The following is a 24356-nucleotide window of genomic DNA, read 5'->3' on the forward strand; positions in this document are numbered from 1 at the left end:
TTTTGGTAAGCTTTTTATAATGAAACGTTACTGCAAGAAAGAAGGGGTTCATTTGAAATCATTCAGTATCTTCTTATTGTTGTCCGTCATTTGTATAACCATTGTTTTTGTCATAATGAATATGTTGATTGGATACCCTGAGGTGAGTAACGGGGCATTGATTATGATTGTATATATCGTTGTGACCCTCATGATAAGGCAATATAACAAGAGAAAAGCCGACCGAACATAGAGATAGAGGAATTTAGGAGGGAGCCGATGAAGAAAAAGCTTGCCGCGGTGACCGTCACCCGTAATAACCAACTCTTTTTTAAACGGCGGAAGGCTGGACTGGATAGATGTATGCTCTACACTGCTGGCGTATCTATTAGGAATTCTGTTCGTCCTTCGCTTAGAAAAAAGAGAAAACACGTAAAGAGCCGGATGCTGAAAACACCGGCTCTTTTTGCGCGTGATTTGCCGAATTGTGGATAAAACTCAGCCCGAAGCACTACTAACATGTGTATAAATAGGTTATATTGAAAAGAGAACAATTGCCGCGCGCAAAAGAAAACCGGAGGACGTAACTATGAAAACCGCTTATTATTCTTGTGAAGAACATATCGAAACCGTGCTGGACATGTACATAGATGATCATGAGCTTCCGCCCGAAATCAGAAAAATCGAACATACTAACAGTTTATCCACAGCCTGTGAATTATGTGGGGACACTGCAACATATCTAGTAGGGAACGAATGATCCTACACAAAATACAGAAAAGATATCCACAATTGTGGACAATATATATGAATAACTTGTTTCTAAAGTGGGGATGACCTGTGAATATCAATATTGTGACCATCGGAAAACTAAAAGAAAAATACCTCAAGCAAGGCATTGAAGAATACAAAAAACGACTCTCAGCCTACGCAAAAATCGACATCATCGAACTCCCGGACGAAAAAGCTCCGGAAAACCTGAGCGACCAAGACATGAAAATCGTCAAAGACAAAGAAGGCGAACGCATCCTGGCCAAAATCAGCCCGGACACCCACGTCATCGCCCTCGCCATCGAAGGAAAAATGAAAACATCCGAAGAACTGGCCGATACAATAGATAAGCTGGCGACATATGGAAAAAGCAAAATCACCTTCGTCATCGGCGGCTCACTCGGCCTAAGCGACGCCGTCATGAAGCGCGCAGACGACAAACTGTCATTCTCAAAAATGACGTTTCCTCATCAGCTCATGCGTCTGATTTTAGTGGAGCAGGTTTATCGGGCTTTTCGGATTAATCGTGGGGAGCCTTATCATAAGTGAGTGGGGTTTTTAAAAGATTCCTTTTTTATTATAGGTATTAATGGAAAGTGGAGTTATGATAAAAAACATACATACCCATAAATGTAATGAAATAATATGAGGGGAGTTGAAGTATATCAATGGCACAATCTTTAGAAAGTAAAAACTGTGAGTGTGAAGTTTGTAAAAATAATCATGAATTTATTCTTCCCAGAGATATTATTGAAGCAGTTCAAAATCGAAATCTAGTAATTTTTGCAGGAGCAGGAGTAAGTACTGAATCCAGAAGTGTGTATAACTATACACTATATGAGGAAATAAAAGATTTATTAAATTTAGACAAAGGTGCAAATTTGTCATTTTCTGAATTAATGAGTCAATTTTGTAAGCAACCAAATGGACGTGCAAAGCTCCTAAGAAAAATTAAAGATAGACTTGATTATGTAGGTTCTTTCCCAGAACTAGAAAGAAGAGCTTCGAAATTCCATAATGAGCTTTCAACAATACATCAAATTACAGAAATAATTACTACGAATTGGGACGACTTGTTTGAAAGAAAATGTGGAGCTGTACCTATTGTTACAGTTCAAGATTTTGCATTTTGGAATAATCCAGGAAGAAAGGTTTTGAAAATCCATGGTTCAATAAATAACTATGGGACAGTTATAGCGACTAAGGAAGATTATGATAAATGCTATCAATCTTTAAATAGTGGAATTATTGGAAGCTCGTTAAAGACTATGCTTGCTACAAAATGTGTTGTCTTTATAGGTTATTCATTTGGAGACGAGGATTTTAATAAGATTCATTACTCTTTAATAGAAGAAATGAAGGATTTTCTTCCACATGCATATATAGTTACCTTAGATAAAAAAGCTGAAGAAAAATTTAGCAATATAAATATTACACCTGTTATAACAGATGCAACATTTTTCATAAAGGTATTAAAAGAACATTTAATACATTTGAATTTAATAGTACCTGATGAAAACTTTGAAGATATATATGATGTTTTAGAGTTGGTCCAAGAGGAACATACTAGAATTTCATCTTCATTTAACATAAAAGAAAATCCTCAAGTAATTTTAACCTTATGTTATCAAGATGGTCTTATTCACTCGTTTGAAAGAATTTTAGCAATGAGGAAGACAGGTGATTATTCAAACCCTCAACAAGTAAGGATAATAATAAATAACTATGAAAATATAAAACAACAAAAATATAATAAAGGTGTTTATCATGATGTGGCTTATATTGATGGTTATATCACTGGATTAATATACTTCTTGTATAACGAAGAATTGGATTGCCTACCTTGTTATTATGTGTTTGGTCATGAGGAGGATATTTTTGATTTTGAAGAGTTTCTAGAAATTATAGTAAATTCAGAAATTATACATCCTGAATCTTATAAATATGCTTTGAATATTGCCAATAAAATTGATAATAAAAACGGAGATACTGTATTTCATCACACACCCTTTTTATAAAAAATTTTTATATGGAGGCTTTTTAAAGTGAGTGAAGTTATACCAAGAGAGATAGTTTTTGAGAAACTATTTAATGCATTTAACTATGGAAATTTAGGGATGTTCATTGGAGCGGGGTTTTCTAAGGCTGCTATTGGTGATGATTTTCCACCAGCTTTAGGTTGGTTTGAATTAATTAAAGAAGCAAGTGGAGAATTTGAGATAGAATTCCCGAACGATGAAGAATTAATTGGTGTTTCATTACCTGAGTTAGCAACTTTGATTTGTAAAAGGTTAGCGATTAAGCGAAGTATCGATTATGTTGAAGCTAAACGTATATTTAAAAAAGAAATTTGTAATTTATCTAACTGGCTTCCGAGTGAAGAAAGGACCTTAGAGTTTAGAGAAATCTTTGATATCTTAAGCCCTTCATGGATAGTTACCACAAACTACGATTTAGTTCTTGAAACTATTCTTACGGGGAAGAGTAAGAGTCTTAGTCCGATGAATTATTTATCTGCTCCTAAAAGTATTGTTCCCATTTATCATCTACATGGAACTAGATTAGATTCTGAATCAATTATTATTACTCAGGAAGATTATATACCGCTTTTTAGACCCAATGAATATAGGCAGGCTAAATTAGCAATGACGATAAGAGAATCTACTACCTTAATTCTGGGTTATGGGTTAGGGGATGTAAATGTTTTGTCAGCAGTTGATTGGTCTAAAAATATTTACACAGAAGAAAACGAATACCCTTATGAAATCATACAAGCTCTTTGGACATCCTCACCAAAAGAGGAAGCCTACAGAGATGAAAATGGAAATGTAATCATTGAAATAAGTGACTTAGAAAAGTTTTTAAATGAGTTGATTGTCTTTATTGTTGCAAAACAAGAAGATTATGATAATAAATTAGCTCAATTAAATAAGCTGATAGGTAAGTTAAAAGGAGGGAATGAAGAGTTCGTACAATCCTTTATAGACAATAGGGAGGTCAGATTAAAATTAATTGATGTTTTATCAAGATTTGAACACCATATGATTTCTCCATATATACAGTTCCTCACAGTTTGTATAAGTAAGGTTTGGGAAAAAACTTCTGAAAATGGAGCATTTAAAATGTATGATAAATATTTAACTATAATTTTAGACATTGTAGTTAATTATGATTACAGAAAAATGTCACCAAGGCTATTTCAGCTAACTGCACAATCGTTAGATAGGGTTCTAAACTATGTAAGTTCAAGTATATCTAGGATGTTATACGGACATAGTTGGTCGGCCACAGAATCATGGCACATCAGAAAGAAAGATGTTCCTCAAGAAATGATACATCAATTGTATCATTATTCTAAGCAACATATTCTTACTAACCTAAATCGACAATTAAAGGAACTTGTTGCAGAAGATGATAGATAACCTCATTTAGATACATCACGGAAAACTTTAACAGAAGTGAGCGAAGTTTTATAAGACAAATATCCTTTTGATTACAAACTAATCTAAAAGGATATTTGTTTAGGTAGAAATTATAATGTCTACTATGTTAAAGAAAGTGATGAAAATTCTCGAAAAATGTAAAATTAATGATATAAAGTTGATGAAATGGATCAGCCTCATTAAATCCAAACAGTACCACTTGTTCGAAAGACTTCTAGTTGAAATCTAATTTTGTCCATGAAAAACTCTGCATTTTTAAAATGAAATACACAAATGCAACTTATAATTCAAGTTTTCTATATATGGATGATGATGGGGGATAGTATGAACGGAAGGAAAGACATATTAAGTGCTTGGATTACGATAGAGCAACTATCAGAAGGTTCTATTAATAAAAAAGATAAAGCGCTAAAGCCTTTACATACGGTGGAGAAGGACTGGAATAAGTTTTTTTTAGACTTTTTAAGTAAACAAAAAGAACAGCAAAAGGTATCAGATAAGATCTTTAAGAAGTCGGGATTAGTATTATATTTTGATATATTCAATTTTCAAGAGATTGTTGACATATTGAGGGAGAAATATAAGATCGCTAAGAACTACGAAGAAGTTAGTAACTCTGACAAATTCACCTTCTCTGTATATTTTGATAACCAGTTAAATTTTATAGCAGAAAAATTGTTCTATACGATGAGCGGTTATATCCGCCGACATGGCGATTTACCGAAAGATATTTTAAAAGTTGAAAACTCATTTAGAGAAGACTTGAACAGGAAATTTGATGAGGATTTTAATACCGCAATTTCTGAACTCTTACAAAATTATAATGTTAATACAGAAAATTTCCGCTATGCATTTGTGAAAAACTTGGATAATGGAGATGTGAATCTACATTCGTTCTTTGTTGGAGATCTGAACAAAGCAAAGACAATCACTAATAAAAATTTGGATAGATATTTTAATGGCTTTTCTGGATACAGAAAAAATTTAGATGGTAAAAAAGAATCAACTCATTTTAATTCACATATTTTCGAGATGATTTTGCAACCTAAATTTTATCCGTCGGGACGTTTCCCAAGTAATCCTGATTTTGCGCTTTCATTCATGCAACAGGTTGCGGTAAATCTTGCTTTACATGATGAAAATGATATTCGTAGTGTCAATGGACCGCCAGGAACAGGGAAAACAACACTGTTAAAAGATATTTTCGCTGATTTAGTAGTGCAACAGGCAGCGGAAATCTCACAGCTGTCTGATAAAAATATTCAAGGTAGTCTAGTTTATTGGCAGAGTGCTAAACTTGGTGTTTTACCGCATTCCATTTCAGATAAGAATATTATTGTAGCAAGTTCAAACAATGGGGCAGTCCAAAACATTGTTAAGGAGCTACCAAAGAAAGAGAAGATTGCTGATGATTTTCAAAAGCAACTAGAGGAAGCGAATTATTTTAAAGATATTTCTAATTCTAAATTAACCGGTGAAGGTTTCGGAAAAAATCGCAAGATAAAAAGTGAGCTTTTAAATGAGGATAATTGGGGTACATTTTCGTTGGAAGGCGGAGCATCATCAAACATTAACAAGTTACTTTTAACTATCGAAGTAATTGAAAAGGATTTAGGAGAAAATTATGAAGCGAATACAGATGTAAGTGTATATCAAGAATTCTCACGTCTCTATGATGAATTAAAAACTGAAAGAGAAAAAATTCAAGAATATAGCGAGAAAATGTATTCTCTTCAAAAATTTAAAACCAAGCATAAGGAGCAAACCATTGCTTTTGAACAAGAAGTAACAGAGAAACGAGCAAATTTGATTTCACAGGAGGAAGAAGCACAGCGTGAACTTGAAAGGCTGGGACAAGAAAGCGTAAATCTCCAAAAAAAGTTATCGGATTGTTCCATTGAAATCAAAAATTTGAATGATTTACAAGCTCAAGCTGAACGAAATTATGATGTAGTTACTTCACAAAAGCCAAGTTTTTTATGGTTCCAGAAAATATTTAATAAATCAAAAGTTGAGCTGTATTTCAAAAATCTCAATAATACGAATGCCTATTTAAATCATCTTTCTCAACAAAAGACTAAATTGTTAAATGAGCGCATGAAATTCGAAAATGCACTAAAGGTAAATGCTGTTAAAATCGAATATACTCGGCAACAAATTCAGGACATAAAAGCTGATTTCGAACAATGGATGACTACTCAACAAAATGATTTTAAGAAATTGGAACAAGAAATTGCGTTATTGGAAAAACTCAAATTTCAAAGTGGAATAGAAGAACTAGATTTCTCACTATCATATGATGAACTTCAAAAGTCTAATCCATGGTTTACCAAGCGCTTTCGTATTTTACAATCAGAATTATTTATTTCAGCCTTAAAGGTTAGAAAGCAATTCCTGTATGTAAACAGAAAGAATTTGAGAGCGGCAAGAATTATTTGGAATAAACAGTCCGAATACATTGGAAAAGAGAATGGATATCAGTTAATTTCAGAATCATGGCAATGGTTGAATTTCGCTATCCCTGTTGTCAGTACTACCTTTGCCAGCTTTGGCAGGATGTTTAAAAACCTTAATGAAAACTCAATAGGTAACCTATTCATAGATGAGGCAGGTCAAGCACTACCGCAGGCAAGTGTTGGCGCAATTTTTAGAAGTAAAAAGGTTATGGTGGTTGGGGACCCATCACAAATAAAACCAGTATTGACGTTAGATTCAAATGTCCTGACATTGATTGGAAGATATTATAAAGTTGATGAAAAATTTGTCTCTGCTGATGCTTCTACTCAAACGATTGTGGATGCCGCAAGTCAGTATGGTTTTCAAAAAAATGAGGATGAATGGATTGGCATACCACTTTGGGTGCACAGACGTTCAAATTATCCGATGTTTACGATTTCAAATGAAATCTCGTATGATGGGTTGATGGTACAAGGTAAATCAGAAGATGAGTCACAAGGAAAATCACAATGGTATGATTCAACCGGAAAAGCAAATGACAAATTTGTTAAAGAACAAGCTGACTTACTGAAAAGTCTGATTGATAAGCGTTTGCAGGAAAATCCAGACTTAGCTGAAGAAATCTATGTTATATCTCCATTTAGAAATGTGGCTTATAAACTTGCACAAGTTTTAGATGAAATTAACTTTACGAAACACGAAAATGGGAAAACAACAAATATTGGAACTGTCCATACTTTTCAAGGAAAAGAAGCAAAAATTGTCTATTTTGTTCTTGGAGCGGACACTAATAGCAGTGGGGCAGCAAGATGGGCTGTTTCTGATCCAAATATGATGAATGTTGCAGCTACACGAGCTAAAGAAGAATTTTATGTTATTGGCGATAAGAAATTGTATGCCTCACTTGGGAGTGAAGTGGCAAATAAAACGATTTCGATTATTGAAGACTATAACAGGTAATCAGCGGTAGTATTCTAGTGAAATGTAACTGGCCTTAAGTCCTTAAAATATCCTTTTTATTGTGATGTAGAAAAGTTCAGAGAAACGTATTGTAGTCATCTGCCAAATTAAAATGTAATGGAAATATCATTTTTAATACTAACCAAGAATAGAATAAACTCTATTGTTGAACCGCTTTAAATCATAAAGGTAAACATACATTTTTAATAATCTTGAATCCGATCATTACTGTATTACTGTTTAAGCTTCATTTTAAGATTAAATAGGATTATTTTCTCGCTGAAACTAAACTTCCGCTCAAACATAGTGTTCAAAACCTAAGCTTCCTTTACCTGCTCTCAAGGTACAATAGAGAATAATAGCCTGGTTTCTGCTTATAGAATTCATTTTTATTTCCTACACATGGTAAAAGAAGCAACCTACTGTTGCTTCTCTTTCACCATCTTTATAAAGAGAAAGAAGACAATGAATACAATAAAATAATTCAATGGATTCTTAACGATGTTTATCTCCAGGGAAATCTGTAAGAGTATCCAGAGAATGAAGATGGCTAGTATTGAAGGAATGATGATTTTGTACATGTCGACCACCTTCCATAGTTAGTAAGAGAAAGGGGCGCGGGCCCCTTTTTCTTCATGGTTAAAAGCAAGATGCGGCAGCTCCTGTCATTGCACCGCCAACAGCGCCGGTAATTGCTCCAACGGCACCCGCTCCTACTGTTCCGATGCCGGGTATTGTGACTGTTCCTACAGCAGCTCCTGCGAGACCCAGTGTGCCGCCTCCAGTTACCGCACCGCCGCCAGTACCTAAAATACATTTCCCGACTGATTGGGTGCTGATTGAACCGCTCGTTTTTCCAGCGTCTTTGTTCATGACTTTGACTAAAACGCCATTTTTAATTTTTTCATATTTCAGTGTAACGGGTTCACCATTTTTGTCAGTAGAGCTTTTCGGAAGAGCCTGCTCCTCGCCCGTTATGTTGTCTTTTAGGGTTGCATTGCCTTTAGCGTCAATATGAACATCTGCATGATTGAACGTCATCTTCAGCTCACTGTCGTTGAGGTTTTCAACTTTGTATGTAGCTTGGGATTCTGCGGCAGCCGCAGAATGGGGTAAAACCGGGAGGGCAAAGGCACCTGCTAGGAATACCAAGGCTGCCAGTTTCACTGCGGTTAGCTTCATTTTGCTTTGCATAATTGATCCTCCTCCTTTGGTTGCCATACTAACAAAGGCATTCTGCTTCTTAAACCCTTACCATATAAAATGATAAAAAATTCACCCAATTTCATCACATTAACCAACAAGGTTTGTATGTTTCCCTTCGAAAGTCATAGGAGAGCAGGGTTCATATCTGATGCGAAGTTATCAAGGAGGGAAGAAACCAGAAGAGCCCAGAGAAGCACCTTTATTGCGACAACAGCTTCTTTCGCTTTTTCCATACAACAGTATAAATCCCTTTCCGTCACGGAAACCTAGTGGAAAAGGTTTCTGAAAGGAGGGGGCGTATGATGAAAGGTGAAAAAATTCAAAACAAAACATCTTTGGTTTGGAAGATGGCGATTGCCTCTGCGGTTTCTTGGGAAGCGGCAAAACTGGCGGGCTCTGATCACCCGTATTTAGCGCCGCTATCTGTTATCTTATGTTTGCAGCCAACGATAGATCAGTCGATTCGCTTTTCTTTTCATCGTATTGCGGGAACTGCGATTGGGATCATGTTAACGTCCTATCTTGTCAGTCACTTGCCAATGAATGGCTGGATGCTGGGGCTGTTCCTGTTAGGCGGGACCTATATTGCAAAGTGGTTACGAATAGATGTAACGGTTCTGCATCAGGTAGCGCTCACCATTTTATTGGTCTTTACGTTTGAACGGAACTCTAAAGATTATGCATTCGACCGAATAATCGATACGGTGATCGGCGTCATCATCGCCATTCTGGTTCACATGTTCCTTTTTCCGCCGGACTACACAAAAAAGGCAGCGGACTCTTTTCAAACATTGGCTCGTCAGCTTTCCGGCACACTTTCAGACCTTTCCAAATGGGTTCAATCAGAGTGGGGACAAGGAAAAGGGAACCTTATGGAATATAAAATGAACAATCTTCTGCAGGAGCTGCATACGGCAAAAGAGATGCTGCAAACAGCCTCTGACAGCTTAAAATTCAACCCCGTCAGAAAACACATCATTTCAAGCTATCAAATAGAGATGCAAAAGTTGAACGCCGGATTTGAGTATCTATCAAATATAGTGAAAACGTTAAAAGAATGGGAAACAGAGGGGGAGTTATCTGCCAGTGACAAAAGGGAGCTGGGGAATGATTTACAAGTGTTAAGTGAATACTTTGCGGGTTTTAAAGGAATACAGCAGGGTGAAACAGGCAACTGGAAACAGAAGGAACAGAGCGTGTTGTTGGAATCTCTCCGTTCCGACATGCTGTCGCACCCGCCGCCCGGTCATAAGGTCTATAAAGACTCTTTTTTTTTAGAAACGAAGAAATTGCTGAAGCGTTTGTAATGTTTTCCGGAAAAAAAGAATACGGATATACAGATGCAGATATGATCAGGTAAAAGCGGGGGACATGAAATGGATGATATACACCGGATTTTGGATGTCATCGCCAATTCTAAAAAAGCTAAGGTACTGGCTACCATCATTAAAACAGAGGGGTCCGCTTATAAGAAAGAAGGGGCTTCGATGCTGATTTTAGGGGATAAAACAAGAGTCGGAATGTTATCCGCCGGTTGTCTGGAAGAAGACCTCGTTGAACGGTCGGAACAGGTCTGGACTGCAGGAGAGCCGTTGATTGTCCGCTTTGATATGAGCTCGGAAGACGATTTATCCTGGGGACAGGGCGTTGGCTGTAATGGTGTTTTGACGGTTTTACTTGAGCCTGTAAAAGGGGAATTGGAACGAAATCTGATAACAGTCAAGACATGCTTAGATGAAAAAAAGTCTGTGACCCGAATGAAACGATTCACTAAAACGTTAGAGCCGAAGGAAGATCTGTATATAGCTGAAGACGGCAGCGTGTTTGGAACCGGGGATGTTATGGAACAAGGCCGTATTCAAAAACTGAGACAGACGGAAAAGGGAATCAAAAGGGATGAACATACCTCTGATTTATTTTTTATCCATCAGATGGTGCCAAAACCTTGTTTATATGTCTTCGGAGCAGGGGAAGATGCGAAGCCGTTAGTTTCGTTGGCAGCTCGTGCGGGTTTTCATGTGACGGTGATTGACTGGCGCCCCGCTTTATGTCATCACGGCCATTTTCCTGAAGCCGGACGTTTGATTACAGGAGCACCGGAAGAAGTCATGGAAGGTCTGAGCATGACAAAAAGGGATTTTGTTGTCATTATGACGCACAGCTTTCAAAAAGATCAGATCATTTTACATACATTTAAAAATAAGAATGTATTTTATAAAGGCGTATTAGGCCCCAGAAGGCGTACGGAGCGGCTTTTAGGCGGGGCTGAGATTCCGGAAGATATACATTCCCCTATCGGACTTCCCATCGGGGCACAAGGCCCTGAGGAGATTGCTGTAAGTATTGTCGGCGAGATGATTCAAAAAATGCGAAAACAAAGGTCTCGCTTATGAAAACAGCAGCCATTTACCTGGCAGCCGGTACAAGCAGACGCATGGGGACGGATAAGCGCAGTTTAGTTCTCAATGGCGTCTCTCTGGGAAGTATGGCACTTAAAAATGCCTTGTTATCTGAATTAGATCATATTTTCGTTATTACGAGAAAGGGAGATTCACTGCATTGGCTTTCGGATGTTTTCTTTTTAGATCCCATATCAAATAAGTGGAGTCAGGCAGAATGTGAGCAAGCGGGTAAAGGCCAAGGCCATTCTATACAATGCGGTGTGAAAAAAGCGGCAGAGTACGAGGCTGACGCCGTTATCATTCTCCTTGCAGATCAGCCGTTTGTCACCGCAGATATCATCAATACGTTAATTGATTCCTATCAAAAGGAGCGCCGTTATTCATTTATCGCCGCTGAAAATCATCATCTTCCTATGCCCCCCATTTTATTCTCCAATCAATGTTTTCCGGTATTGCATCAGTTAAAGGGAGACCAGGGCGCCCGGCATGTCATCCGTGAAAGTATGATCAATACGGGAAAAATGATCAGCTTTCAAGACCCTTTGCTTTTTTATGACGTCGATACAGCTGAAGATTATACGCTGCTGCTGAATAAATTCGGGGAGTGAATGAGTTGGAGTATATCGGGAAGAGTGTCATTCGGAAAGAGGCCCTTGAAAAAGTGACGGGTAAAGCGAAATATACGGATGATTTTCAAGAAACAGGCACATTACACGCAAAAATGCTGATCAGTCCATATGCTCATGCCGATATTGTGTCTATGGACTTTTCAGAAGCTTGGAAGATTCCCGGAGTGAGAGCGATATTGGGAGATGAACCTTTTCCGCTTGCAGGTGAGGAAATTAAAGACAGGTCGCCGATTGCTTATAAAAGGGTCAGATACCATGGTGAGCCGGTTGCTGTTGTTGTTGCGGAAAATCCGATTACAGCTAAAAAGGCAGCGGATGCCATCAAAGTATCCTATAAACCTCTTCCCGTCGTCAATTCCCCCCCGTGAGGCCTTTCAAAAGGATGCGCCGCTCGTCCATGAACATGCGGACCGCTATGAGAAGACAAAAGGTGTATTCCCGGTTCCGAAGACAAATATCGCAAACCTGGATAAGGTTAGAAAAGGAAATATTGAAGACGGGTTTAGGGAAAGTGATGTGACAGCAGAATTCCAGATTTCCTTTAACCCTTCTGATCACGCTGCGATGGAGACAAGATGCTCGATCGCTGAAATTCGCGCGGATGAGGAGATTATCATTACCACATCCTCTCAAGCTCCTTTTGCCATTAAAAAATTAATGCAGTGGTATTTTGGAATCGAACCCGGAAAGGTTATCGTCAAAACGCCTTTAGTAGGAGGAGCGTACGGGGGAAAAGCAGCCGTTCAGTTAGAGGTGATTGCCTATTTGGCATCAAAAGCAGTCGGAGGCCGGCCCGTCAAATTGTTTAATACGAGAGAAGAGGATCTGATCACATCTCCCGTTCATGTAGGATTGGATGCTATTGTCAAATTAGGGGCTACAAAGGATGGAATCTTAAAGGCGGCAGACATTCAGTTTTTATTTGATGGCGGAGCGTATTCTGATAAAGGAGTGGACATCAGCCGGGCTGCGGTGGTTGATTGTACGGGTCCGTACGCTATCGACCATATACGGTGTGATTCATATTGTATGTATACGAATCATCCATATCCAAGTGCATTCAGGGGCTACAGCCATGCTGAAGTGTTATTCGCCTTTGAGCGGACGATGGATGTATTGGCGGAAAAGCTGAACATGGACCCGTTAGAACTCCGCTATAAAAATGCCATTCGCCCCGGTGACACCACACCGACTCAAGTTCTTCTCAATTCAAGCACGGTCGGAAATGTGCCGAAGTGCATTGAAAGATTAAAGGAATTAATGAATTGGGACGAGGGACAGCGAATTGAAATCGATGGCCGGAAGATACGGGCGAAGGGAATCAGCTGCATTTGGAAAACTTCAACATTTGATACAAATGCAACGTCCGGGGTTCTTTTAACCTTTAATCCCGATGGAAGCATTAATTTGATGTCAGGCGTAGTGGAAATTGGAACAGGGACAAAAACAGTGCTAGCCCAAATCCTGGCGGAACGAATGAAAATGGATATAAACAAAATTCATGTAAAAATGCTTATAGATACACAAACAACACCCGAGCATTGGAAAACCGTGGGGAGCAGAGGGACGTTAATGGCCGGAAATGCCGTACTGAATGCAGCGGAGGAAGCCATTCGAAAGCTGAAAGACGTGGCATCATGTGTGTTGCGGGTTCCTGTCGAGGAATTGGAAGTGGCCGACGGAAAGGTTTATTTTATAGATCATCCTTCTGTACATGTTGACATAAAAGACATTGCTTACGGATATACGTTTCCAAATGGAAATACCATTGGCGGCCAAATCATTGCGAGCGGCAATTACACATTAACCCGGATGACGAATTTAGACCGGGAAACGGGAAGAGGAAAGCCGGGACCCGAATGGGCTGTCGGTGCTCAGGGAATTGAAGTTGAGTTGGATAAACGGGATTATACGTACCGAATTACAAAAGCCTATTCTGTTGTGGATATAGGAACTGTATTGAATGAAAAAGCTGCAAGGGGTCAAGTGATGGGGGGGATGAGTATGGGAATCGCATTTGGAGGAAGAGAAACCTTTGTATTTGATCCGTATGGCAGAGTATTAAATCCTCAGCTTAGAACATACCGCCCCCTTCACTATGGAGAGCAGCCTGAATATATCATTGAATTTGTTGAAACCCCGCATGTGATCGCGCCTTATGGAGCGCGCGGCGGCGGGGAACACGGACTGTTGGGGATGCCGGCAGCATTGGGAAATTGCCTTTCCGCCGCTTTAGGTGTCCAATTGAATCAACTTCCTCTCATTCCCGAACAATTATGGAGGACGCAAGAGGGGTGGAAAGATGATACCGTTTGATTTTAATTATTTTAAACCGAAGACCATTCAAGAAACAACCGGCCTGTTTCACTCGCTTGCGGCCGAAAAGAAAACACCAATGTATTATTCCGGCGGCACGGAAATTATCACGTTAGGAAGGCTGAATATCATCTATACGGATGCGGTGATAGATATGAACGCGCTTCCGGGATTTCAAACCATCCGATTTTATGAACATGATCTGGTGATCGGAGCAGGCGTGTCATTAACGAAACTGGAGGAAGAAAATCCATTTCCGCTATTAAGTAAAACGGTAAGTGAAATTGCGGATCGGACGACTCGAAATAAAATCAGCCTGGGCGGAAACATATGCGGGGGCATCTATTACCGTGAGGCCGTGCTGCCGTTGCTGATTTCTGATAGTTTGCTAGGGATTGCAGGGAGAGCGGGGATTCATTATCGCCCCATAAATAAAGTATTTAACAGGGAAATACAGTTGCGAAAAGGAGATTTTTTATTTCATGTCGTTGTCGATCGAGCGTATGTTGACCTGCCATTTGTCAGTATCAAAAGAAGACAGCAGTGGAATGTCGGGTATCCATTGGTGACAGTCTGTGCGCTGAAAAAAGATGATGAGATCAGAATGGCCTTCAGCGGCGTATGTCCATTTCCGTTTCGTTCTGCTGAAATGGAGGCTGTGCTTAACGATAAAAGCTATTCATTAGAAGATAGAGTGCACCGGTCTTTACAGTATGTACCCAAACCCGTTCTTGATGACGCAGAAGGCTCAAGTGAATACCGAATATTTGTCTTGCAAAATACAATTTTAGATGCCTTATGGGAATTAGAAGGAGGTCCAAATGTCTGATCCTATTACGTTGAAAGTAAATGGCGAGGAAAGACAGATTACGGTCAGACCGGCTGATACTTTATTATTTGCTCTTCGTCTTCGTCTCGGATTAACTGGTGCAAAGCCGGGCTGCTTAAATGGGGATTGCGGCGCCTGTACGGTATTAACGGACGGGGTGCCGATGAAATCTTGCTTAATGCTTGCGGCAGAAGGGGAAGGAAAGGACATTACGACAATTGAAGGACTGATCAATACACCGATTCAAAAGGCCTTTATTGAAAAATTCGCGTTTCAATGCGGTTATTGTACACCGGGTTTTCTCATGAATTGTCATGCTTTAGTGAATACTGAGCCGAATGCAAGTGATGACACGATAAAAAATTGGCTGGAGTCCAATATTTGCAGATGCACGGGTTATAGGGAGATTGAAGAAGCGGTTAAATCCGTTTTACATACAGGGAAAGGGACTTCTTAGTTCGCAACCGTAAAAAAAGAGCCCAGAGAATCATCCCTGAACTCCATATTCTTCACTTCATATACCGATACTCCCGCAGTTTCTCCAAAATCGCCACTTCTTTCATCAGTTCTTCACCGACGTTTGTTTCTTTCACTTTCTTCCGCTCCAGCTCTTTGTCGACTAATCGTTTCACTGTTAAGACGTCGGTTCCGGTGTTCAGCACTTCGGCCTTGGAGTTAAAGTGTTTATGGGCGACGAGCTGCATGCCGTAGGAGTTGTATAAGAGCGTGTAGCCGGCGATGCCTGTTGTGGATTGGTAGGATTTGGAGAAGCCGCCGTCGATGACGATCATTTTTCCGTTTGCCTTGATCGGATCTTCGCCTTCGATTTCTTTTACCGGTGTATGGCCGTTGATGATATGGCCGTGATCCGGGTTAAGGCCGAATTCCTTCAGGATGTTTCGGCAGGTTGCTTCGTCTTCACGCAAATAGTAATACGGGTTTTTCTTTTCTTTATGCGTTTCCTTCTCTTTAATGAAATACCGCTCAAAGGTGGTCATGGCGCGTTTTCCGAAGAGGGAGGAGTATTCGCCTGTCCATAAGTACCACGTCATATCTGTCGCCAGATCATCGGTTTCTTCCGGATGGGCAAACGCTTCCCGTAAGAACCGTTCAAATACATCGAGCAGCTCACGGCCCGCATAAGCTTTATCCTCTATCATCATCGTTTCCATGCTGCCGTTTTCATCGACGGGAATACAGCCGTGAATCAGCAGGTTGCCGTTATATTTTAGATAAAGGCTGCCTTTTTTCATCATAAAATTCATATGGCGGCCCAGCTTTTCGGAGTTCTGAACAGAGAACAGCAGCTTGTCCATGACTTCTGCTTCTTCTTCTAACAGCTCGTCAGGCTGTTTAGGATTCACCGTCGCAAAGCAGGTGTTTTCCAGTTGATATGTTTTTCCGTTCAGCGTGATTTCATTGCGGTCATAATCGATCTTTTCCAGTAACAGCCGTTCCTCCATATTAAAGTTCGGCCGTCTCTTAATAATCGGGCTCTCAAGCTTGAATTGGATCATCGCGATCGCCTGATGAATTTTTGTGATTTGTTTAATCTCATCTTCCGGTCTGTTTTCGTCCGCTTTCGGACGGAAAGACGGGTTATCATCGTAATACTTTTCGGCAAGGTTCAATAGCGGTCTCAGATTGATGCCGTAAACGTCCTCAATAATGTCCAGATTGTCATAGCGGGCACAGATGCGGATAATGTTTGCCAGGCATACTTTTGAGCCGGAATAAGCGCCTATCCAGAGAACATCATGATTCCCCCATTGAATATCCACTGAATGATAGTTGATCAGTTCTTCCATGATTTTATCCGGCTGTGGTCCGCGGTCGTAAATATCGCCGACAACATGCAGATGGTCGACCACCAATCGCTGCGTGCTGTAGGCAAGACCGGTGATCAGCTTATCGGCCTGACCGAGCGCAATGATCTGTTCTATGATTTCGGAATAGTATTGTTCTTTGTTGGCGGCTTGTTCTGTTTTGTACAGCAGCTCTTCAGAAATATAAGCAAATTGGGCGGGCAGTGCTTTGCGCAATTTGGAGCGGGTGTACTTGGAAGAACAATAAGAAACGAGCTTAATCATCCGATGAATCGTTTCTTTATACCACTCATTTAATGCCTCTTTCGTATCAAAGTCATGTTTGATCAGCTTTAGTTTGTCCTCAGGGTAATAGACCAAAGCCGCCAGTTCATCAATTTGTCTATCGTAAATGACGCCGCTGAAAATATCGCGGATCTTCTCTTTTACTCTTCCTGAACCGTTCCGCAGCACGTGCTGGAATGCCTGATACTCCCCGTGCAGATCACTGACGAAATGCTCGGTTCCTTTCGGCAGGTTCAGTATCGCTTTCAGATTAATGATTTCCGTGACCACTTTTTCTTCACAATCGTATTTTTGTGCGAGCAGATCTAAATATTTGGTTTCCAATCTCGTCCATCCCCTTTTTATTTACGAGCCATTGTATGGTAAGGTGAATTTAAAGTATGACATAAAGTTTACATCATTAGACCTTATATGATAGTACCGCAAATCGCCTTTTTGAGACAATGAAAACGGAAAATACGGCGCTTCAGGCATCGAAAATTGGACCGGGATAACGCCGTGAGCTCATCCCCCTATTGACAATGAATTCAACTTCCATTAAAATAAAAAGTTAGCTGATAGGTATTTCTATCATAAACTCAATACGTAGCAGGCTATGATTGCTGTGGGTCGCACTACAGCAGGAGCGGCTTCTGGAGAGACCGCGGATTTTCCGCGGCGCCGAAGGGTTCACAATCTCAGGCAAAAGGACAGAAGAGTACCGAATATGTATTTGTCATGCTGTTGATTGTCAGCGGCGCAGATATAATTTGATATTCTTATGACCATGAGATTGGAGGGCATCCAATCTCTTTTTTTATTGGCTTTTTTTGCTCGTCGTTCACTAGAGAGGTAAGGAGGAGTCAGATGTGGAGCAGCGAGAGCTAAAGAGGGACTTATCGAATCGGCACGTGCAGCTGATCGCCATTGGCGGCACGATCGGCACCGGATTGTTTTTAGGGTCTGGTAAGGCGATTCAGCTGGCGGGTCCTTCTATCATCTTTGCGTATTTTATTGTAGGTATTGCGCTTTTTTTCGTCATGCGGGCGCTGGGAGAACTGCTGTTATCTAAAGCGGGCTACCAATCATTAACGGATATTGCCGAGGCGTATTTAGGGCCGCGTGCAGCGTTTGTCACCGGCTGGACCTATTGGTTTTGCTGGATTATGACGGCTATGGCGGATGTGATCGCCGTCGGTGTGTATGTGAAATATTGGTTTGATATTCCGCAGTGGATTCCGGCACTTATCTGTTTGCTCATTTTATTAGGGCTTAATCTGTTAACGGTTAAGATTTTTGGAGAATTGGAGTTTTGGTTCGCCTTAATTAAGGTAGTCACGATTCTCGCGTTAATTGTCATCGGGGTGGTTCTGCTGGTGATTGGGTTCAAAACGCATACCGGAACGGTTTCAGCGGCGAATCTGTGGGATCACGGCGGTTTGTTTCCGAACGGATTTTCAGGCTTTTTGCTTTCGTTCCAGATGGTGATCTTCGCCTATGTCGGTGTGGAATTAGTGGGTGTGTCGGCGGCGGAAACGTCAAATCCGAAAAAAAATATTCCGTCCGCTATCAATAAAATTCCTTTACGGATTTTATTTTTCTACGTCGGGGCATTGCTCATTCTTTTATGTATTAACCCGTGGATGCAGCTGAATGCGGCGGAAAGTCCTTTTGTGAAGACCTTCAGTCTGGTCGGCATCCCGTTAGCCGCGGGAATCATTAATTTTGTCGTATTAACGTCTGCCGCTTCTGCTTGTAACAGCGGGATGTTTTCAACAAGCCGGATTTTGTATAACTTAAGCAAAACGAAACAAGCGCCTGCAAGTTTTGCGAAGCTGAATAAAAATCATGTGCCGAGCCGCGCATTATGGATATCGGTTATTGTGCTGTCAGCTGGCGCTCTTTTAAGCAAATTGATACCGGAAGCGGCTTTTGGCATCGTGACAACCATCAGCGCGATTTGTTTCATTTGGGTGTGGGGCGTGATTCTGGTCTGTCATATCAGATACAGGAAAACCCGTCCGGACTTACACGCAAGCTCGTCTTTCAAGGCGCCGTTTGCACCGTTTATCAATTACGCCGTGCTGGCGCTGTTTGCCGTCATTCTGGTGATTATGCTGTTTGCGGATGCGACGCGCCCGGCTTTGCTGCTGACGCCGCTGTGGTTTATTGGACTGTTTCTTATCTATCGGGCGAGAGGGAGAAAGACAGATTGAATTGCTTCAGACGGTGTACTGCCATGCAGTATGCCGTTTTTTGTTTTGATTGGAAAGCGGGAATATTTGTTAGAATTCAGGCTATAATGATTGTATAATTTAAAAAAGTGTATAATTTTAAATCAAGCGAGGTGATAATATGAAGTATGAGAAGTTATCTAAGCTTTTTTATAAAATGGATGCTGATTCATATGAGAAAGAATGTAAAAAGAGAACAAGCAGCTATGGCAGTTATTCAACATCACTAAACATACGGGGGTTCCGAAAAGGCCGACCCACGGACGATTCATTTGAGCTATTTTATGTGAATACACATAAACTCATGAAGCTGAATAATGAAGTGTTGTTAAACAGTTCCAAAATTTCATCCCTTATCAGTCAGCTCCCCGAATTTGCCGTCAAACCGTATTTTGATAAATTAATTATTAATGAAGCCCAGAGTAATAATGAAATTGAAGGAATCCGCAGTACAAAAAAAGAATTGAAAGAGGCTCTTAAAGCGTTAGAACAATCCGAGCCCTCACATAAGCGGTTTGTTGGATTGATGAAAACATATCAATTTATAGACCGAATTCCGTCGTTTACAAGCATTCATGACTTTAGGGAATTATATGACGAGCTGGTCGCAGATGAAATCGGAGCAGAAGATGCGCCGGATGGTGAGCTATTCAGAAAAGGCTATGTTGAAGTGAACGATGGGAACATGACCACCCATATCGGCGTTAATTCTGAACAGAAGATAACAGAAGCGCTTGAGGCTTTAATTGCTTATCTTCATGATGAAACACATCCCCAGCTGTATCGTTACATGACAGCTCATTACTACTACGAATACATTCATCCTTTTTATGACGGCAATGGAAGAACAGGACGCCTTATCGTTGGGAGTTATTTGTCCCGATACTTAGAAAAATATTCAGCCATCACTTTTTCTTACGCAGTTAATAAGAACAAAGATAAGTATTACAAGGCATTAGAGGAAATTCCCGCACCTTTAAACCGGGGAGAGCTGACTTTTTATTTAATGGATATGCTGGAATTGCTTCTGTCAGGACAAAAAGGGATTATTGAGGATCTTGAATTTAATTTAATGAAACTGAAACGAATTAGGAACTATATTGATAGCGATCAATGGGCTGATTATAAGGATGAACGTGATATTTTTAATATCATTATCACGATTAATGTATTTGTAAATGATCAGGTTACGCTGTCGGTGCAAGATTTAATGGAGCTCTCAAATAAATCGAGACATAAAATTAACAGAGTAATGGATTATTTAGAACAGCAAGGATTTGTTGAGCTGGTAAGCAGAAGGCCAAAATCTTATAAAATCAGCGAGGATTGTTTAGAGGAAATACTGCCTTCTTAATTAGTATATTTAAAAAGCCGCCATTCATATGGCGGCTTTTTTACATTAATTCCGGATCAAATAATCAAATGCGCCTAAAGCGGCAGTTGCACCTGATCCCATGGAGATAATGATTTGGTTGTACGGGCCGTCTGTGCAGTCCCCTGCGGCAAATAGGCCGGGAACGCTTGTCGCGCCGCTCTTATCGACGATGATTTCGCCGATGCGGTTGCGTTCGACAGTTTCGTCTAACCATTCTGTATTAGGCACGAGACCGATTTGGACGAATACACCTTGAAGTTCAACGTGTTTTTCTTCGCCTGTTTCACGGTCAACGAACGTAATGCCGTTTACGTTTTGGTCGCCTGTGATTTCTTTCGTTTGTGCATTTTTGTGCACAGTGACGTTTGGCAGGCTGTAGAGACGTTTTTGCAGGACTTCGTCTGCTTTCAGTTCAGGCGCGAATTCCAGCACAGTCACGTGATTGACGATACCTGCAAGGTCAATCGCCGCTTCGATTCCGGAGTTTCCGCCGCCGATAACCGCTACGTCTTTGCCTTCAAACAATGGTCCGTCACAGTGCGGGCAGTAAGCGACACCTTTGTTTTTGAACTCTTGCTCACCAGGTACGTTGACATTGCGCCAGCGGGCACCTGTTGAAAGGATCACTGTTTTACTTTTCAGTACAGCGCCGTTTTCAAGTTCAAGTTCGAAGAGGTCTTTTTTCTCAAGGCGTTTCGCACGCTGAAGGTTCATGACGTCAATATCATAATCTTTCACGTGCTCTTCAAGGCTTGCAGCGAGCTTCGGTCCTTCAGTCGCTTTGACGCTGATGAAGTTTTCGATGCTCATGGTGTCGAGTACCTGGCCGCCGAAGCGTTCAGCGACGACACCGGTGCGGATGCCTTTACGCGCCGTGTAGATCGCCGCGCTTGCGCCGGCAGGTCCGCCGCCGACAACAAGAACGTCAAACGGCTCTTTGTCGGCAAACTCAGACGCATCTGCGCCGCTGCCCATTTTTGCGAGAATCTCTTCGATGGTCATACGGCCGCTTCCGAAAGATTCACCGTTTAAGAAAACAGTCGGAACAGCCATAATGTTTTTGCTTTCTACTTCTTCTTTGAATGCCGCGCCGTCAATCATTGTATGTGTGATATTCGGGTTGAGCACGCTCATCATGTTTAATGCTTGGACGACATCAGGGCAGTTGTGGCACGTCAGGCTGATATAAGACTCAAAGCGGTATTCTCCGCTGATGTTCTTAATCTGGTCAATGACCTTTTGATCAGCCTTAGGCGCTCTGCCGCTGACTTGAAGCAATGCCAGCACTAATGATGTAAATTCGTGGCCGAGAGGAACACCGGCGAATGTAACGCCTGTGTCTTCTCCGGTACGATTAACGCTGAAGCTCGGTGTTCTGTTTAATTCAGTTTTTTCAACTGAAATTTTAGATGACATGGAAGCCAGCTCGTCAACGAGAGCCAGCATGTCCTTAGAAGTGTCATCGTCACCGGCGCTTACTTTGAGAACAATGTCGTTCTCAATTAGCTGCATGTATTGATTTAATTGTGCTTTGATATTTGCATCAAGTACCAATGGAATGCACTCCTTAGATTTTACCTACCAAATCAAGGCTAGGTGTAAGTGTTTCGCCGCCTTCTTCCCATTTAGCCGGGCAGACTTCACCTGGGTTTTGACGAACGTATTGAGCTGCTTTTACTTTGTTTACAAGGTTGCTTGCGTCACGGCCGATACCGCCTGCATTGATTTCAACTGTTTGGATGACGCCATCAGGATCGATGATGAATGTTCCGCGGTCAGCAAGACCAGTTTCTTCGTCAAGAACGTCGAAGTTGCGGGAGATCGTTTGAGATGGGTCACCGATCATTGCGTAAGTGATTTTGCCGATTTTTTCAGAGCTGTCATGCCAGCCTTTGTGTACGAAGTGAGTATCTGTAGAAACAGAGTATACTTCAACACCTAATTCTTTCAGTGCAGCGTATTGTCCTTGAAGATCTTCAAGTTCAGTCGGGCAAACGAAAGAGAAATCCGCTGGGTAGAAGCAGAAAACGCTCCATTGACCTTTCAAATCTTCGTTAGTTACATCGATGAATTCACCGTTTTTGAAAGCTTTTGCTTCGAATGGCAGTACTTCTTTTCCGATTAAAGACATAATATCTTCCTCCTGAAATGTGATTTGAAATATATTAAAAAGACAAAGCATTCACTTTATCTTTCAATAATAATTCTAATTATATATAGATTATTAAATAACATTTATTTTTTGTCAAGCTATATGGGGTATTATTTTCTGCTTTTTTTGCTTTAGACGTTCAAAAACACCTGGTATAAGCGGTTTGGCGCTGTTTGTCCTGTTTAGCGCCGGGCGAAAGGGGGATTCTCAATTGGTGCATTGAAACAGTAGGAATCAACCCTTCTATATGGCAGTATAAACCAAAGGGGGTATGATCATGCAAATAAATAACATTACTTTGTACAGTTGTGCGTTGGAGGAGACGAAACACTTCTATGAACGGGTGTTAGGTTTTCCTTTAATTGATGAGTCCGGTGATTCGTTTACAATCAAGGCGGGAGAAAGTGAGTTGGAATTCAGGCGCGCCGATTCTCACTCTCATCCGACGTATCATTTCGCGTTTAACATTCCGAATAATCGTTTTGATGAGGCGAAGGCGTGGATAAAGGATAAAGTCGTTTTTCAAACGGAAGATGGGGAGGATGAGGTGTATTTCTCTCATATTCAGGCGCGTTCCTTTTATTTCAAAGATCCGTCCAACAATCTGGCGGAATTCATCGCGAGAGAAACATCGCCGCCAAGCGCGGAACGTTTTTCGATTGAGTCCGTTCTGAATATCGGTGAGGTGAATCTGACGGCTGCCGGGGTCGTATCAACCGGGAGGGAGCTGCAGCGTTTCGGCATTCCGGTGAGAAAGCATGCGCCCCTTAGGGAAGACGGGTTTCATTTTATGGGTGATTACAATGATGGGGCGTTTTTGCTTTTAGGGGCGAGCGGCCGCCGCTGGATTTTTTCTGATCAGCATGCGGAGTTCCATCCGCTGTCTGTCATTGTGAACGGGACGGTCCGCATTGAGGCTGACGGAAAGGGCGGCATTGACATCAGGCGGGCACAGCCGTCATAAAAAAGCCCGGGCTCAAAAGGCCCGGACTTGAGGTCATTATTTATAGACAACACGGGTGCTGCACATGATGTCGTGCAGCGTTTTTTTCTCTCCGAAGGCGCCCATGATGAATCCGATATAAAGAATGAGCTTAGATATGATATATGCGAAAGCGCGTCCGAAGGCCTGGCCGATGGATATCCGTCCGCCATCCTCATTGACGACCTTAAGGCCGAGCAATGCTTTTCCCAGAGTCCCCTGCATCTTTGAGGCCGTGAGCAGGCTGAAATATAAGATACTGATCACAAAAGAGCTCACAAGAATCGGGATGACGCCGAACACCAGAAAAGAGATGTTAAACTGATTTTCGGTCATGAAGGGGTCAGCCGCCGCAACGCCTGCCGCAAATAAAAAAGAGACCATAAATTGAATGATAAAAATCGGAATTCCTATGATGATTTGATCAATGACGTAAGCCAGAAACCGAATCCAAAATCCTGCCGGTCTTTCCATGTATCTTTTTCTCTCCCTTGCTTTAATCTGGAATATTATACGTAATCATTCCGGATT

Annotated in this window: 20 protein-coding genes, 1 pseudogene and 1 riboswitch; of the genes and pseudogenes, 15 read left to right on the forward strand and 6 right to left on the reverse strand. The window is 41.1% G+C overall.

What is annotated here, in order from left to right:
- Window positions 1–258 precede the first annotated feature (258 nt).
- The 6 genes from ACWHAR_RS10240 to ACWHAR_RS10265 all read left to right on the forward strand — a co-directional run bounded on the left by ACWHAR_RS10240 (window position 259) and on the right by ACWHAR_RS10265 (window position 7610).
- Complete coding sequence (locus ACWHAR_RS10240) at window positions 259–474, forward strand: hypothetical protein (RefSeq protein WP_032875455.1); 216 nt, start codon at window positions 259–261, stop codon at window positions 472–474.
- A 94-nt stretch (window positions 475–568) separates the two neighbouring features.
- Entirely contained in the window at window positions 569–739 is a 171-nt protein-coding gene (locus ACWHAR_RS10245; RefSeq protein ID WP_004393147.1) for a CxxH/CxxC protein, read from the forward strand.
- Between the two features lie 80 nt (window positions 740–819).
- Window positions 820–1299 (forward strand): 23S rRNA (pseudouridine(1915)-N(3))-methyltransferase RlmH, encoded by a 480-nt coding sequence (gene rlmH / locus ACWHAR_RS10250; protein WP_025650077.1) that lies wholly within the window; start codon window positions 820–822, stop codon window positions 1297–1299.
- A 119-nt stretch (window positions 1300–1418) separates the two neighbouring features.
- Entirely contained in the window at window positions 1419–2768 is a 1350-nt protein-coding gene (locus ACWHAR_RS10255) for an SIR2 family protein (protein ID WP_032875458.1), read from the forward strand.
- A 27-nt stretch (window positions 2769–2795) separates the two neighbouring features.
- Entirely contained in the window at window positions 2796–4172 is a 1377-nt protein-coding gene (locus ACWHAR_RS10260; RefSeq protein WP_045555133.1) for an SIR2 family NAD-dependent protein deacylase, read from the forward strand.
- A 345-nt stretch (window positions 4173–4517) separates the two neighbouring features.
- A complete protein-coding gene (locus ACWHAR_RS10265; protein ID WP_032876905.1) occupies window positions 4518–7610 on the forward strand; it encodes a DEAD/DEAH box helicase in 3093 nt (1030 codons plus the stop codon).
- A gap of 419 nt (window positions 7611–8029) precedes the next feature.
- Here the strand turns inward: ACWHAR_RS10265 and ACWHAR_RS10270 are convergent, their stop codons facing one another.
- Both ACWHAR_RS10270 and ACWHAR_RS10275 read right to left on the reverse strand, forming a co-directional pair.
- Window positions 8030–8191 (reverse strand): hypothetical protein, encoded by a 162-nt coding sequence (locus tag ACWHAR_RS10270; RefSeq protein ID WP_017418518.1) that lies wholly within the window; start codon window positions 8189–8191, stop codon window positions 8030–8032.
- A 58-nt stretch (window positions 8192–8249) separates the two neighbouring features.
- Window positions 8250–8804: a hypothetical protein gene (locus ACWHAR_RS10275; RefSeq protein WP_032875461.1), complete on the reverse strand. Its 555-nt coding sequence runs from the start codon at window positions 8802–8804 to the stop codon at window positions 8250–8252.
- Window positions 8805–9115: 311 nt separating this feature from the next.
- Here ACWHAR_RS10275 and ACWHAR_RS10280 point away from each other — a divergent pair, with 311 nt between their 5' ends.
- From ACWHAR_RS10280 to ACWHAR_RS10305, 6 genes and pseudogenes are all read left to right on the forward strand, one after another.
- Window positions 9116–10123: an FUSC family protein gene (locus ACWHAR_RS10280; RefSeq protein ID WP_032875464.1), complete on the forward strand. Its 1008-nt coding sequence runs from the start codon at window positions 9116–9118 to the stop codon at window positions 10121–10123.
- Between the two features lie 69 nt (window positions 10124–10192).
- Window positions 10193–11209: an XdhC family protein gene (locus ACWHAR_RS10285; protein WP_032875467.1), complete on the forward strand. Its 1017-nt coding sequence runs from the start codon at window positions 10193–10195 to the stop codon at window positions 11207–11209.
- Window positions 11206–11826, forward strand: a complete 621-nt coding sequence (locus ACWHAR_RS10290) for an NTP transferase domain-containing protein (protein ID WP_032875470.1) — start codon at window positions 11206–11208, stop codon at window positions 11824–11826. Before ACWHAR_RS10285 ends, ACWHAR_RS10290 begins: the two co-directional genes overlap by 4 nt.
- Before the next feature lie 5 nt (window positions 11827–11831).
- A pseudogene (locus ACWHAR_RS10295) lies at window positions 11832–14163 on the forward strand (xanthine dehydrogenase family protein molybdopterin-binding subunit).
- A complete protein-coding gene (locus ACWHAR_RS10300; protein ID WP_032875473.1) occupies window positions 14150–14992 on the forward strand; it encodes an FAD binding domain-containing protein in 843 nt (280 codons plus the stop codon). Before ACWHAR_RS10295 ends, ACWHAR_RS10300 begins: the two are co-directional and overlap by 14 nt.
- On the forward strand, window positions 14985–15449 hold the full coding sequence (locus ACWHAR_RS10305; RefSeq protein ID WP_014419315.1) for a (2Fe-2S)-binding protein: 465 nt from the start codon (window positions 14985–14987) through the stop codon (window positions 15447–15449). Before ACWHAR_RS10300 ends, ACWHAR_RS10305 begins: the two co-directional genes overlap by 8 nt.
- Before the next feature lie 52 nt (window positions 15450–15501).
- Here ACWHAR_RS10305 and fbp read toward each other — a convergent pair whose 3' ends face one another.
- Window positions 15502–17427 (reverse strand): fructose-1,6-bisphosphatase, encoded by a 1926-nt coding sequence (gene fbp / locus ACWHAR_RS10310; protein WP_032875476.1) that lies wholly within the window; start codon window positions 17425–17427, stop codon window positions 15502–15504.
- A 298-nt stretch (window positions 17428–17725) separates the two neighbouring features.
- A riboswitch (glycine riboswitch) is annotated at window positions 17726–17806 on the forward strand.
- 145 nt (window positions 17807–17951) lie between these two features.
- Between fbp and ACWHAR_RS10315 the strand changes: the two genes are divergently transcribed.
- Window positions 17952–19298, forward strand: a complete 1347-nt coding sequence (locus tag ACWHAR_RS10315; RefSeq protein WP_032875479.1) for an amino acid permease — start codon at window positions 17952–17954, stop codon at window positions 19296–19298.
- 139 nt (window positions 19299–19437) lie between these two features.
- A complete protein-coding gene (locus ACWHAR_RS10320; protein ID WP_032875482.1) occupies window positions 19438–20670 on the forward strand; it encodes a Fic family protein in 1233 nt (410 codons plus the stop codon).
- 45 nt (window positions 20671–20715) lie between these two features.
- On the opposite strand, the gene ahpF is transcribed toward ACWHAR_RS10320, so the two are convergent.
- Together ahpF and ahpC are read right to left on the reverse strand one after the other, a co-directional pair.
- Entirely contained in the window at window positions 20716–22245 is a 1530-nt protein-coding gene (gene ahpF / locus ACWHAR_RS10325; protein WP_007614902.1) for an alkyl hydroperoxide reductase subunit F, read from the reverse strand.
- Window positions 22246–22258: 13 nt separating this feature from the next.
- Complete coding sequence (gene ahpC / locus ACWHAR_RS10330) at window positions 22259–22822, reverse strand: alkyl hydroperoxide reductase subunit C (RefSeq protein WP_004393188.1); 564 nt, start codon at window positions 22820–22822, stop codon at window positions 22259–22261.
- A gap of 298 nt (window positions 22823–23120) precedes the next feature.
- Between ahpC and ACWHAR_RS10335 the strand changes: the two genes are divergently transcribed.
- A complete protein-coding gene (locus tag ACWHAR_RS10335; RefSeq protein ID WP_032875485.1) occupies window positions 23121–23807 on the forward strand; it encodes a VOC family protein in 687 nt (228 codons plus the stop codon).
- 36 nt (window positions 23808–23843) lie between these two features.
- Here ACWHAR_RS10335 and ACWHAR_RS10340 read toward each other — a convergent pair whose 3' ends face one another.
- The gene (locus tag ACWHAR_RS10340; protein WP_004393190.1) at window positions 23844–24299 is read right to left on the reverse strand and encodes an RDD family protein; all 456 of its coding nucleotides are present in this window, start codon (window positions 24297–24299) and stop codon (window positions 23844–23846) included.
- Window positions 24300–24356: the final 57 nt, after the last annotated feature.

Source organism: Bacillus sp. LR--39 (genome assembly GCF_053613335.1).